This window comes from Mycobacterium sp. G7A2 (assembly GCF_041902445.1).
In the GTDB taxonomy this organism is placed as follows: domain Bacteria; phylum Actinomycetota; class Actinomycetes; order Mycobacteriales; family Mycobacteriaceae; genus Mycobacterium.
On sequence record NZ_CP169251.1, the window covers coordinates 5,493,741 to 5,507,344 of the forward strand.

8 protein-coding genes are annotated in these 13,604 nt (G+C 70.7%); 4 read left to right on the forward strand and 4 right to left on the reverse strand.

Annotated elements, in window-relative coordinates:
* The first annotated feature begins 2 nt into the window (after window positions 1–2).
* Window positions 3–509 (forward strand): hypothetical protein, encoded by a 507-nt coding sequence (locus ACEWX3_RS26195; protein ID WP_374158125.1) that lies wholly within the window; start codon window positions 3–5, stop codon window positions 507–509.
* Between the two features lies 1 nt (window position 510).
* On the opposite strand, the gene ACEWX3_RS26200 is transcribed toward ACEWX3_RS26195, so the two are convergent.
* The 4 genes from ACEWX3_RS26200 to ACEWX3_RS26215 form a co-directional block, all read right to left on the reverse strand.
* Window positions 511–1,992 carry a dynamin family protein gene (locus ACEWX3_RS26200; protein ID WP_374158126.1) on the reverse strand — a complete coding sequence of 494 codons (1,482 nt, stop codon included), beginning with the start codon at window positions 1,990–1,992 and terminating at the stop codon, window positions 511–513.
* Window positions 1,989–3,845 (reverse strand): dynamin family protein, encoded by a 1,857-nt coding sequence (locus ACEWX3_RS26205; RefSeq protein ID WP_374158127.1) that lies wholly within the window; start codon window positions 3,843–3,845, stop codon window positions 1,989–1,991. The genes ACEWX3_RS26200 and ACEWX3_RS26205 overlap by 4 nt, the downstream gene beginning before the upstream one ends.
* 88 nt (window positions 3,846–3,933) lie before the next feature.
* Window positions 3,934–4,893 (reverse strand): IniB N-terminal domain-containing protein, encoded by a 960-nt coding sequence (locus tag ACEWX3_RS26210; RefSeq protein WP_221350269.1) that lies wholly within the window; start codon window positions 4,891–4,893, stop codon window positions 3,934–3,936.
* Window positions 4,894–5,076: 183 nt separating this feature from the next.
* Window positions 5,077–5,667, reverse strand: coding sequence for an Rv0340 family IniB-related protein (locus ACEWX3_RS26215; protein WP_374158128.1), 591 nt, complete (start codon window positions 5,665–5,667; stop codon window positions 5,077–5,079).
* Between the two features lie 215 nt (window positions 5,668–5,882).
* Between ACEWX3_RS26215 and ACEWX3_RS26220 the strand changes: the two genes are divergently transcribed.
* The 3 genes from ACEWX3_RS26220 (at window position 5,883) to ACEWX3_RS26230 (ending at window position 13,603) form a co-directional block, all read left to right on the forward strand.
* Entirely contained in the window at window positions 5,883–7,727 is a 1,845-nt protein-coding gene (locus ACEWX3_RS26220; RefSeq protein ID WP_374158129.1) for an Hsp70 family protein, read from the forward strand.
* The gene (iniR, locus tag ACEWX3_RS26225) at window positions 7,724–10,246 is read left to right on the forward strand and encodes an isoniazid response ATPase/transcriptional regulator IniR (RefSeq protein WP_374158130.1); all 2,523 of its coding nucleotides are present in this window, start codon (window positions 7,724–7,726) and stop codon (window positions 10,244–10,246) included. The genes ACEWX3_RS26220 and iniR overlap by 4 nt, the downstream gene beginning before the upstream one ends.
* 132 nt (window positions 10,247–10,378) lie before the next feature.
* Entirely contained in the window at window positions 10,379–13,603 is a 3,225-nt protein-coding gene (locus ACEWX3_RS26230) for a heterodisulfide reductase-related iron-sulfur binding cluster (protein ID WP_374158131.1), read from the forward strand.
* Window position 13,604 lies beyond the last annotated feature (1 nt).

A 13,604-nucleotide genomic window follows, 5' to 3' on the forward strand; every position in this document is an offset into this window, starting at 1 on the left:
TCGTGGCGCGCTACGGATCCGACGACGATCAGAACTACTACTCCGACGACGACCCGACCCGCCTCAACACCGGCGGCTACAGCGGGTACGGCCAGCCGGGACCGGCGGAGTCGGGCGAGGTGCCGTGGTTCCGCAAACCCGTCGCCCTCGTGGCGTTCGGCGCGCTGGGGGCAGTACTGATCGCGCTGATCGTCTACGGTTTGGCGCGCCTGATCACCGGCGACTCCGGCCCGGGCACCGACACCACCACCACGCCGTTGACGCCGCTCACCTCGACCTCTGCTCCGGCGGTGGTGCCGCCGCAGACCGTGACCGAGACGGTGACACCCTCCACCACCGAGCCGACCGGGCCCGCTGGAACTACCTCGACGACCACCACTGCGCCGACGACCACCACGACCACGACCACAACGACGACCACCAGCCCCAGCGTCAGCACGAGCACCAGCACCGTCACGCAGACCGAGACCCAGACCGAGACGGTGACGGAGACGCCCCCGGCCCCCTGAGTCAGCGGCGCGACGAGTACAGCGCGACGAGCGCTTCCGCGCTGCGCACCGCGGCCCGGCACGCCCGGGTGGTGAACGGGTCGTTGAGGGGATGATCGGCGCGTCTGCGCCACCGCTGCGTCGCGGCGAAGGCCGCCCGGGGGCCGTCGTCGGCCGATCCCGGCCCGAGCCCCAGTCTGCTGGCCGCATCGGTACCCGCGCCGCCGATGATCCGCCGCAGCGAGACCATCTCGTCGTCGGTCAATGTGGTTGCCCGGGAACGCAGTTGACTCAACAGTCGCAGTTCCTCGAACGCGTGGGTGTCGGCCAGCAACGGGTCGATGTCGGCGACGATCTGCGCCGAGGCCGACAGCGGATTCGCGGTCACCATCCGGCGCAGGGACAGCAGTGCGGTGTGCGCCTTCAAAGCGTCCGACCGTTGGGCGAACTGCTGGTCGATGACCTCCCGCAGCGCCACCAGACCGCTGCGTTCGAGGAGTTCGTCGGCCAGCGCCACCGAGTCGGTGACCCCGGCCTGCAGCACAACCACCGAGATCCGGATGCCGAACATCCCGAACCGGTCGAGCAACGCGCGGCGCGTCGCCGCGTCCAGCGGAAGCGAGCTGTCGTCGCGGACGAATCGGTCGGCCGACAGCATCGCCTTGGCCAGCTCGGCGGGGTCGACGTCGGCCAGTTTGCGCAGCGCGGCGAACTCGTCGTGGCGCAGCGTGCGCGCGGTGAGCGCGAGCAGCCCGGACACCGGCACCACCGCCTGGCAGATGCCGGTCTTGTCCATCTCGGTGGTGAACCGTGTGGCGACCTCGTCGGCGGACAGCATCGCGTCGATGCGCCCGGCCCCGATCTCGTCGGCGCGCGAGGCCACCCCGATGACGCCGAGTGCGCCGGTCGCGCCGCCGACCAGCATGCCGATCTGTTTGAGCAGGGCGATGTCGGCGGCGTTGAGGGTGCGCAGCAGGAACACCACGGCGTCGACGCGGGGCACGCCGTCGTCGGGAACCAGCAGCCGCAGCGAGCGCTCGGAGACATCGGGAGACAACGAGGAGGTGCCCGGGGTGTCGATGATGGTGGCGTCGACCAGCGCGCCGGCCGGCCACTCGACATCGAGATCGACCACCTCGGCCGCGTCGAGATCGGCGAGATCGAAGGTCAGGCCACCCTCGCGCACGATGGGGACGTTGCGCCGCCTGCCGCCGCGTTCGTTCGCGGTGACCCGCGGGGTGGGCCCGTACCGGAACCACGTGACGATGCGGGTGGCCTCTGTCGCGTCCGTGGGCGCGATGTCCTCCCCCACCAGCGCATTGACCAGGGTGGATTTCCCGGCCTTCAGCGTTCCGGCCAGTGCGATGCGAATCGGTTGGTTCAGCCGCCGACCGATGCGGTCCAGTTCGTTGTGCACGTCGGCACGCTGCCGGTAGGCGGGGTCGGCCTGGTAGGCCCGCACGACCCCGGCCAGGATCGCCCGGACCTGATCGCCCGCGCTCATCGCCCGGTCGTGAGCTCGGCGCAGTGGTCGAGCACCTGGCTCAGGATGCTCAATTGGCGTTGCAGCTCCTTGATACGCGAGTTCCGTTCGTTCTCTTCGACTTTGGCAGCGGCAATGGTCGCCTGCAGCGATTCGTTGAGGGAGCGGGTGGCCTGGTTGGCGATGTCGCGGTAATGATCGCGCAGCTGCCGCTGGATCTCCTTGAGCCGGTCACGGGACTCCTTGGCCACCACGAACGCGACGTCGTCGACGAACCGGCGGCTGTTCAGTTTGGCCTCGCTGCGCACCCGCACCATGCGGTTCTCCATGTTCTCCCGGTAGGCCGCGCGGCCCATCAGGGCTCCCGCGCCCAGCGAGATCGGATTGAACATGCCCAACCCGGCCAGTGAGGTCATCATGCCGAACATCAGCACACCGCCGTAGGATCCCTGCAGTCCGATGGTCGCCTTGCGGCCTCTGCCGACCGGCTTGGCCTCCAGCTTCTGGGGCGCCTTGATCTCCCCGAACCCCGTGCCCATGATCCGGGCGCTGATGGCGGGCACATCGACGGAGTCCACCCCGGCGCCGACGAAGGTCTGGGCCACCTCTTCGGCGAGCACCTCGGCCCGCTGGAAGGCCCACACGAAGTTGTCCCCGACCGCGGTGGCGACGGCGTCTTCGAGTTCGGCGCCGATCTCGGCCCACACCCGCGTCGGATCACAGGAATCGATCACCTTCTCGGTGTGCTGGGTGATGGCACGGAAGCGGCCACGCAGGTCGTGTTCGATGTCGGCGGTGAGGTCGGCGATCCCGTCGTTGAGGATCTGTTGCCACAGCGCCGTCTGCGCCAGGGCGTCCTGCGCTTCGGCTTTTCGGCGTTCCAGGTCGGCGCGCAGCGCCTCTCGCGCCGCGGGGTCGTCGAGCGCTTCCAGCTCGGCGCCCACCGCGAGACGCAGATGCTCTGCCGCCGAACGGATCTCGGCCAGAACCTGAGCGCGGATGCGGTCGTTCTCGCGGGAGGCCACCTGCTCGGACAGGAAGTTCACCAGCGCCGGGAAGTTGGACTCGGTGTTGAGTTCCTTGTCGTTGGTCTTGATCGCGTAGCTGCGCAGCACCGAGGACACCGGGATGACCGGCACCGCCACCCCGGCGCGTTGCAGGTGCCGCTCGTCGGCGGCGACGACGTCACGCCAGTACGGGTACAGATCCGTCTTGGTCGCCACGATCCGGGCGACCGGGCAGATCTGCACCGCCTGGCGCAGGAACGTCATCTCGGGTTCGGTGAACTCCTGGCTGGTGTCGCTGACCATCAGCACCGCGTCCGCGTCGGGCAGCAGGCCCAGCGTGGCGGACAGATGGGGTTGACCGTGGCCTCCCACCCCGGGGGTGTCGACGAACGCCAGTCCACCCTTGAGCAGCGGGCTGGGCGCGCTGACCTCGGCGCGGATCACCCGTCGTCCGCGGGCCAGCGGATGGAAGCGCAGGTCGGTCCGCACGTCGGCGGTCGGGATGTCGATGAGCTCGGGGGCCTCAGCACCGGGACGTTCGACGACGATGCGGGCCGAGGGCTCCTCGGCGTGGGTCACCACGGTCGGCAGCACCGTGGACTCGTCGTCGGCGACGCGGGCGACGGGAACGTTGAGCAGCGAGTTGAGCAGCTGGCTCTTGCCCTGCTTGAGCTGCCCGGCGATGACCACCCGGATCTGCGGATCGGTGATGCGGGCCTTGGCGCGGGTCATCCGGTCGACGAGGTCACCGCGCTCGTAGGTGCCGGCGATCGAAGCGGTGTGCTCGATCAACTCGACGATGACCTTCACGTCGCGGCGCCCGCCGGTCGCGGTGCGGTGCTCGGGCTGGTGGTTCGGCTGACTCATGGCACTCCTAGCGAACCAGGACCATATCGCGGCGGTGTGGCGGGACCTTCTCGATCCCGCCACACCGCCTCGGTGATGGTCCGTGCGATCAGAGCAGACTCATGTCGTTGTCGATGTCGGTGATGATGTCGTTGCTGATGTCGGTGTCGATCGACGTCAGGTCGTCATCGGAGTAGTCCCGGTTGTCCGAGTTGTCCTGACCGGAGTTGTCCGACATGTCGAACGCATCGCCGCCGGTCAGGACGTCCCCGTCCACCACGGTCGTGGTGTCGGTCGCGACGTCTCCGTCGTCGATCACCACCGCCGAGTCGTCACCGGAGTCGACCTCACCGATCACCGGGCCCTCGTTGTCTGTGACGATGTCGCCGCCGCCGCTGGTGGTGTTGCCGTTGTCCTCGACGTCGTTGTCCTCACCGATCACCACGTTGGACCCGCTGCCGGCGAGCACGTCACCGGAGTTGGCGCTGTTTCCGTCGCCCTGCACGGAGCGGTCGCCGGTCAGGATGTCGCCGGAGTTGTCGCCGCCGGTCGCGACGGCGTCGTCACCGGTGGCCACCGGGCCGGAGATGTCACCATCGGCGATCACGGCGCCGTCGGTGGCGGTGTTGGAGGTCTTGTCGCCGAACGTGATGTCGCCGAAGCCCAGATTCAGCCCGCCCTGCTGGGAGTTGGCGCCGGAGGACTGCTCCGGGCTCAGCAGCGACGTGTCGTTGTTGCTGGCCAAGTCGGTGTCGTTGCGGCTGGCGAACTCGGTGTCGTTGCGGCTGGCGAACTCACTCTGGGTCTGCGGGGCCCAGGTGGTCTGGGGCGAGAACGGGGAGGCGATGTTGTGATGGTCGGCGACGGCGCGCTGCAGTCCGACGATCGGGTCGCCGCCGCCCAGCACGGCGCCGGCGGGAGCCGCGGTCGCCGCGATCGCCTGCAGCTGGGCCGGGTTGACCGGGGGCAGCCCCGCGGTGCGCATCGCCTCCTCGGGATCGGCGACGAACTCGGCGGCCGAGGCCGGGCTGCGGAACAGGTTGATGATGAACTCGATCAAGGCGTTCATGTCGGGGTCCTCTCACTGGGGGTGTTCGGTCGCCGTGTCCGGCGAGGCAAGAACCACGCTATGGCTCGGAGGAGGCCCCGAAAACGGGGCGACCACCCCTTCTTGGGGGATCAATGTCAGGGGTCCAGGGGGAGACCCTATTAGGGGATTAGGGGGTGGACCGGGGCAGGCCGGCGCGCACCGTCACTGCCCGAAGGCGTCGAAACCGCCGGCCTGGTGCGGCAGGTCCTCGAGGTCCTCGAGGCCACCGGGATCACCTGAGCCATCGGGGCCACCGTGCCCGTCGAGCGGTGGCGATACCGCGTCCAGCCCGTCGTCGAACCACTCCCCGCCGACGACGGCGTCGTCCACCGCCGGCATCCCGTCGGGGGCGTCCAGAACGTCGTCGAATGCACCGAGGCGGTCGGGGACCCCGGGGTCCGGGGCGGACAGGTCGGAGATGACTGAAGAGACACCCCAGGTGTCGGGGACATCGGAGGCGTCGATGACCTCTCGGCCCGCCGCGACGAGGTCATCACCGGTGACCTGCGCGGGCAGTTCATCGCCGAAGGCGTCGAACGCCGACACGGCCTGCCCGCTGGTCCACACGTTGTCATCCATCGCCCCGGCCGACATCGACTCGGACACCACCGGGATGAGACTGTTGACGTCGACCCTGGTGACGTCGGCCAGGTGGGCGTCGGCGATGGCCCGCTCGGGGTCGGCGGCGTAGCGGGCCGCCGCGTCGGGGTCACGCACCAGGGACAGCACGAACTCCAGCAGCGGGTTCGCCATGACACGTCCTACCTTCGCTCGCAGCTCACGGCGGGCTCAGACCCCGCCGGACCCGATCGTAATGACGATTCCCGATGCGGAGATCGGTGCTGGCACCCATCCCTGTCGAGGGTCCGGTTAGGGGCTTTCGATTAGGGACTCGGGGCCACTAGGGGCTTGCCCGGAAATGACGGCTCGGGCGGCTAAGGTGTGTCGAACAGAGCAGGGAGGTGCGAGTGGGTGACTCACTCGGGTTGTCCGTGGGGACGACCAATCTGGTGGCCACCGCCGCCGGTCGATCGACCGTGATCCGGCGCTCCGTGCTCACCGTCTATCCCGACCGGCCCGCCGAGGTCGGGGTTCCCGGCGAGAACCCGAACCTCGACGTGCCGCAACCGGACAGCCTGGTGCTCACCGGCTTCGTCGAACGGGTGGGCGACCCCATCCCGCTGGTGGCCGCGGACGGCTCGGCCCACCAGGCCGAACGGGTGCTGGCCGAAGCTCTCGACGCGATGGCGCGGGCGGCCGGTGGCGGATCCCCCGTCGCGATCGCGGTGCCGTCCTACTGGGGTCCCGCGGCGGTCGGCGCGTTACGGGGGGCGCTGCGCGCCGTGCCCGCCCTGGCTCCGGGCGGGGTGCCCGCCGCCCTCGTTCCCGACTCGGCCGCCGCACTGACCGCGCTGCAGGCCGCGCCCGGGTTGCCGACCACCGGCGTGGTGGCGCTGCTGGATTTCGGCGGTACCGGTACGTCGATCAGCCTGGCCGATGCCGGCGCCGGATTCGCCCCGCTGGGTGAGACGGCGCGGTTCGCCGAGTTCTCCGGTGACGGTGTGGACGCGTTGCTGCTCAACCATGTCATCGCGGCCTCGGCCACCGACGCCGCCGACCCGGCCGGTACCGCGGCGGTCGGCTCGCTGGCCCGTCTGCGGGCCGAGTGCCGGCTGGCCAAGGAACGCCTGTCCACCGAGACGTCGACGAGTGTCAGCACGCAGGTGCCCGGCTTGCCGGCCGACGTGCGGATCACCCGGGCCGAGCTGGAGAACCTCGTCGACCAGCCCCTGTCGGGGGCACTGCTGGTGCTCGAGGACAGCCTGCAGCGGGTGGGGTTGAGCGCCGCCTCGCTGGCAGCGGTGGCGACCGTGGGTGGCGGTGCGCAGATTCCGCTGATCACCCAGCGTCTCTCGGAGCGGCTGCGGGTGCCGGTCATCACCACCCCGGCGCCGCAGACGAGTGTCGCCGCCGGCGCCGCCCTGGTCGCCGAGCGGGGGCTGACCTCCGATGCCACGACCATGTCCGGGGCAGCCGACAGCCCCACCGGCATCGCACCGGCGGCATGGGCGGCCGGCACGGCAGGGGCCGCAGCCACCGAATCCGCCGCCGACGGCGCGCCGTCGGCCACATTCCGCGCGTTGGCGTGGTCGCAGGACGACGCCAGCGGCCAGGAGCCTGTCCCCTACGTGGGCGACGACTACACCTTCGAGGGCACCGAGGCGCGCCCGGCGATGGCGTTCGACGCCGAACCGGACGCCGACTACGCCGACCCGGCGCCGCTGCCCTGGTACAAACGCCCACCGGTGCTGTTCGGCGTGGCCGCGGCGGCGGCACTGGTGGCGGCCGGCGGGTTGGCCGTCACCCTCGCCTCGACCGACGGGGACACCGGCCCCTCCTCCGACACCCCCACCACCGGGGAGAACGGGGAACCGGTGGCACCCCCGCCCCCGGTCACGGTGACGGTCACCGGCTCGGACGGGCTGCCGACGACGTCGGTGTTCACCCCGCCGCCGCCGACGACCACCACGACCAGCCCGGCCTCGGAGACGACGTCGACCACCAGCGCGACCACCGAGACGACCACCACGACGACCACGCAACCGACGACGACCACGACGCAGCCGACCACCACGACCACCCGGACCACCACGACCCGGCCCACCACCACGCGGCCCACCACGACGGCACCGCCCCCCACCACGACGGCGCCGCCCCCGGAACCCGAGCCCGAACCCGAACCCGATCCGGTCACCCCGGACGCCGGAGGGGATGTCACCACCCCGCTGGCTGCGCCGCCACTGTCACCGTGAGGGTTCCCCCGGCCGCGCGGGCCGCGGTCGCGAGTCTGGCCGCCGCGCCCACCGAGCCGGCGGTGATGGCCGTGACCGGCGGCATCGGCACGGGGAAGTCCTCGACGCTGGCCGCCGTGCGCGTGGCGCTGGCCGCCGGCGGCGTCGCGGTCACACCGCGTCTGCCGCGCCCGGGCGAGGAACCTGGCCAGGCGGTCGTCATCGACGACGCGCACCTGCTCGACGACGACGCGCTGCACCAGCTGACCGAACTGGTCCTCGACCGCACCTGCACCGTGGTGGTGGCCGCTGAGCCGCTCACGCACCGCCCGGCGCTGCGCGCGCTGGTCATCGCCGTGCAGCGCGAGCGCCCGGTGCTGGCGCTGTCCGCGCTGACCGCAGCGGACATCGCCGACGCCGCCGCCACCATCCTCGCGACCGAGCCGTCGCCGGAGCTGATCCGGGCCCTGACGACGGTGACCGGCGGCCTGCCGCTGCTGATCACCGCGGCACTGAGCGAACCCGGCACCGACCCGGTCGCTCTGGCCCGGCGCGCGGAGCAGGCGCTGACCGAGCGGTTGCGCTGGTGCGACGACGCCGTCCTCGACGCGGTGGTGGTGTTGTCGCTGTCCGGGGAGCTGGGTGCGGCCGACCTGGCTGCCGCGATGCGGATCGAGGTGCCCGACGCGGTGGCGTTGGTGGACCGGGCCCGGGCCAGCGGCCTGCTGGGACCGTCCCTCCCCGACACGTTCCTGCAGCGCGTCCACCACTGCGCGGCCCACTCCGTCGGCGCCGCGCGCCACCGTCAACTCGAAACCACCCTTCTCACAACGCAACTCGACGCCGCGTCACTGTCGGCCGAGCTGGCGCTCCAGCTGGCCGAGCACGGATTGCAGGATGATCGTCTCGCGCGCCCGCTGACCGACCTCGCCGGTCGGCCCGACACCGCCCCGGCCCGGGCGGCGCGGCTGTTGCGCGCCGCGCGCTCCGCGGGCGGCACCCACGTCAGCGCCGACTTGGCCGACGCGCTGGCCATCTCGGGTGACCTCGTGACGGCCGGACGAATGGCCGAGGAAATGGTCGGCTCCGAGGACCGTGACGAGCGTGTGGCCGCCGTCCGGATCGCCGCCGCGGCGGCCGCTCACGACGGGGCCATGGCTCAGGCAGCCGACCTGTACCGCTGGCTGGGCCCGCAGCCCGATCCGGTCGTCGCGGTCAGCGGGGTCCTGGCCGGCGTCGCCGTCGGCGACCTGGAGCTGGCCCGGTCGGCGTTCGGCGGGCCCGCGCAGGGACCGCCCACCTCGGCGTCCAGGGCGGCGCGCTGCCTCGGTGACGGCGTTCTCGCCTCCGTCGACCGGCCGTATCTCGAGGTGGTGTCGGTTCTGGGCCGCGCGGCGGGCGTCGATGTGCCGATCGGGGTGGACAGTGCGGCAGCGGTGGCCGCGCTGGCCGCGCTGCACGGCGGGGATCCGGTGCGGGCGCGCAGCGTGCTGGCGCGCGCGCTGCACGGGGACGGTCCGGCAGGCCCTGAGCTCAGCGGCAGCGCTCACGGCCGCGCCTACAGCCACCGGCATCGGCTGCTGCAGGGGTGGTTGCGGATGCAGGACGGTCAACTGCGCGCCGCCGGCACCGACGCCCGTGCGGTGTTGAATGCCCCCGACGGCCCGTTGCCCCGACGCGACGCGCTGTGGGCGCACGCGTTGAACACCGCGATCGCTCGCCGTGCCGGAGACAGCGGAGCGCTGCACACCCACTGGCACGCGGCGATGGAGGTTCTCGTCGAGTGCTCGGTCGACGTGTTCTCGGTACTGCCGGTCGGCGAACTGTGGGTGGCTGCGGTGCTGTTGCGCCGCCAGGACCGTGTCGAGCATCCCGTACGCGAGGTGTTCGCCGCCCTGGAATCACTGGGGAACCCCGCGCTGTGGTCGGTGCCCCTGCAGTGGGCCGGGGTGCACGCCGGGATCCTGGCCAACACCCCGGAAGCGGTCGCCCCGTACGGCCAGGCCTTGACCTCCGCCGCCGCCGGGAGCACGTACGCACGGGCCCTCGCCACGGCCGGTCGCACCTGGTTGCGGGTGCTGGCCCAGCGCGTGGACACCGACGACGTCACGGCCGCGGCCCGCACCCTCTGCCAGTTCGGGCTGACGTGGGAGGCGACCCGGCTGGCCAGCCAGGCCGCGCTGCACTCACCCGACGCCCGGGTGTCGGGGGCGATGCTGCAGCTGGCGCGTGACCTCAAACACACCATCGCCGCCGACGAGTCCGCCCTGTCGGAACGCCCGTCGGCCGGTCCCCGCCGCGGCGAGGTCGTGCGGCCGGCCGCGCCCACGCTGTCCGACCGCGAGCGCGAGGTGGCCGAGCTACTGCTTCTCGGTCGCCCCTATCGGGATATCGGCAGCCAACTGCTCATTTCGGCAAAGACCGTCGAGCACCACGTCGCCCGCATCCGGCGGCGGCTCGGCGCGGAGTCACGGTCGGAGATGCTGTCGATGCTGCGCGCCCTGCTGGACACCGCGCCGGCCGGCTCGGATCCCACCTAACCGGTTAGTTAGGTCAGCCTTCGTAGCGGGCTTTCCCGCCAGGATGCAACTATGAGCAGGCACCGAGCTAAAGTTACTCACCGGTAACTTTGTCTAAGTTACCGACGGGTAACCACGAAACCGGAGGCGCGTGTGGATACGCAGATGCTGATCAGGATCGTCGTCGGGGTCCTGATGACCGCGATCGTGGGCGTTTTCGCGGTCAAGCGAGTGCTGTGGCTGACGAAACTCATCCGGTCAGGTCAGCCGATGAGCGAGTCCAACAACCGCAAGGACGACCTTCGCAAGCGGATCACGACGCAATTCGAAGAGGTCTTCGGGCAAACCCGGCTGCTGAAGTGGTCGATCCCCGGTATCGCCCACTTCTTCACCATGTGGGGCTTCTTCATCCTGGCGTCGGTCTACCTCGAGGCGTTCGGCCTGCTGTTCGACCACGACTTCCACATCCCGCTCATCGGCCGCTGGGACGCTCTGGGCTTCCTGCAGGACTTCTTCGCCGTGGCCGTGCTGCTCGGCATCATCACGTTCGCGATCATCCGCCTCACCCGTGAGCCCAAGAAGCTGGGCCGCGAGTCCCGCTTCTACGGTTCCCACACCGGCGGCGCGTGGCTGATCCTGTTCATGATCTTCAACGTCATCTGGACCTACGCGCTGGTCCGCGGCGCTGCGGTCAACACCGACGCGCTGCCGTACGGCAACGGCGCGTTCTTCTCCCAGTTCATGGGCTGGATCATGGGCCCGCTCGGCTACACGGCCAACGTGTGGATCGAGACGCTGGCGCTGCTCGCCCACATCGCGATCATGCTGGTCTTCCTGCTGATCGTGCTGCACTCCAAGCACCTGCACATCGGCCTGGCTCCGATCAACGTCACCTTCAAGCGGATGCCCGACGGTCTGGGCCCGCTGCTGCCGGTGGAGTCCAAGGGCGAGATCGTCGACTTCGAGGATCCCGCCGAGGACGCCGTGCTGGGCCGCGGCAAGATCGAGGACTTCACCTGGAAGGGCTATCTCGACTTCACCACCTGCACCGAGTGCGGACGCTGCCAGTCGCAGTGCCCGGCGTGGAACACCGGCAAGCCGCTGTCGCCCAAGCTCGTGATCATGAACCTGCGCGACCACATGTTCGCCAAGGCGCCGTACTTCCTCGGCGAGAAGCCTGAGCCTGACGAAGAGACACTGGCCAAGGCACTGGAGTCGGCCCAGGGCGGGTTGGTCGGCACCGAGCACGACGAGGAACACCACGTCCCCGAGTCCGGATTCGAACGGGTGATGGGTTCCGGACCCGAGCAGGCCGCCCGGCCACTGGTCGGCAGCGCCGAACAACTGGGCGTCATCGACCCCGACGTGCTGTGGTCCTGCACCACCTGCGGCGCCTGCGTCGAGCAGTGCCCGGTCGACATCGAGCACATCGACCACATCGTCGACATGCGCCGCTACCAGGTGATGATGGAATCCGAGTTCCCGGGCGAACTCGGCGTGCTGTTCAAGAACCTGGAGACCAAGGGCAACCCCTGGGGCCAGAACGCCAAGGACCGCACCAACTGGATCGACGAGGTCGACTTCGACGTGCCGGTCTTCGGCAAGGACGTCGACTCGTTCGAGGGCTACGAGTACCTGTTCTGGGTGGGCTGCGCCGGCGCCTTCGAAGACCGCGCCAAGAAGACCACCAAGGCGGTCGCCGAACTGCTGGCCACCGCGGGCGTCAAGTATCTGGTGCTCGGCGAGGGCGAGACCTGCAACGGCGACTCCGCGCGGCGCTCCGGCAACGAGTTCCTGTTCCAGCAGCTCGCCGCCCAGAACGTCGAGACGCTCAACGACCTGTTCGAAGGTGTCGAGCGTGTCGACCGCAAGGTCGTCGTGACCTGCCCGCACTGCTTCAACACCCTCGGCCGCGAATATCCGCAGCTGGGCGGCAACTACACGGTGCTGCACCACACCCAGCTGCTGAACCGGCTGATCCGCGACAAGAAGCTGATCCCGGTGAAGTCCTCCGAGAACGGCATGGACATCACCTACCACGACCCGTGCTACCTGGGCCGCCACAACAAGGAGTACTCGGCACCGCGCGAGCTGATCGGCGCGTCGGGCGCGAAGCTGACCGAGATGCCGCGCCACGCCGACCGCGGTCTGTGCTGCGGCGCCGGCGGTGCGCGCATGTGGATGGAAGAGCACATCGGCAAACGCGTCAACGTGGAACGCTCCGAAGAAGCGGTCGACACCGGCGCGTCGGCGATCGCCACCGGCTGCCCGTTCTGCCGCGTCATGATGACCGACGGCGTCGACGATGTGGCGGCCACCCGCGACGTCGAGAAGCCCGAGGTGCTCGACGTGGCCCAGCTGCTGCTGGGATCGCTCGACAAGGGCAGCGTCACGCTGCCCGAGAAGGGCACGGCCGCCAAGGAAGCCGAGGAGCGTGCGGCACGGGTCGCCGCCGAGGCTCCGGCGGCACCGGCGAAAGCGGAGCCGGAATCCGACGAGGCGCCCGAGCCGTCGGCGAAGGCCGACACGGCTCCGGCCGAATCCAAGCCGGTCACCGGACTCGGGATGGCCGGGGGCGCCAAGCGACCCGGCGCCAAGAAGACCGCGGCACCGGAGGACAAGGCCGAGGCTCCGGCCGCCGCCCCCGCCAAGGGGCTCGGCATCGCCGGCGGCGCCAAGCGACCGGGCGCGAAGAAGGCCGCTCCCGCCAAGGCCGAGACGTCCGCAGAGACGACCGCAGCGCCGGCCAAGGAACCCGAGGTCAAGGGCCTCGGTATCGCCGGGGGCGCCAAGCGACCCGGCGCCAAGAAGGCCGCCCCGGCCAAGGCCGAGACAGCTGCCGCGGAGCCTGCCGAAGCTCAGGCCGAAGCTCAGACCGAGGTCAAGCCGGAGCCCGAGGTCAAGGGGCTCGGCATCGCGTCAGGCGCGCGCCGGCCCGGTGCGAAGAAGGCCCCGGCGGCCAAGGTCTCGCCCAACGAGGGCGAGCCGACGGTCGTGCAGCCGCCGAACGTCGACCCCGACAACGTCGAGGCGGGCACCGAAGCGCCCGACAGCGCCGACTCCGACCGCGGGCTCGACGCCACGCCGGAACCCGAGGTCAAGGGCCTGGGGATCGCCCCGGGTGCACGTCGACCCGGCGCGAAGAAGGCCTCGTCGACCGGCTCGGCCCCCGAGGCAGAGCCCGAGCCGAAGCCTGGGGAGTCTGCTGCCGAGGAATCCCCGGCCGACGAGTCCACAGCCGCGCCGACGGCCGACTCGGAGCCGGAGACCACGGCGTCACACGGTTCCGGTAACGGCGAGGCGAGAATCGTCGGCGACGAGCCGCCGGTGAAGGGCCTCGGCATCGCCAAGGGCGCCCGCCGCCCGGGCAAGCGGTAGG

Coding starts and splice junctions, on each gene's coding strand:
- ACEWX3_RS26200 (WP_374158126.1), bottom strand. CDS start 1,992: ATGAGCGCGGGCGATCAGGTCCGGGCGATCCTGGCCGGGGTCGTGCGG.
- ACEWX3_RS26205 (WP_374158127.1), bottom strand. CDS start 3,845: ATGAGTCAGCCGAACCACCAGCCCGAGCACCGCACCGCGACCGGCGGG.
- ACEWX3_RS26210 (WP_221350269.1), bottom strand. CDS start 4,893: ATGAACGCCTTGATCGAGTTCATCATCAACCTGTTCCGCAGCCCGGCC.
- ACEWX3_RS26215 (WP_374158128.1), bottom strand. CDS start 5,667: ATGGCGAACCCGCTGCTGGAGTTCGTGCTGTCCCTGGTGCGTGACCCC.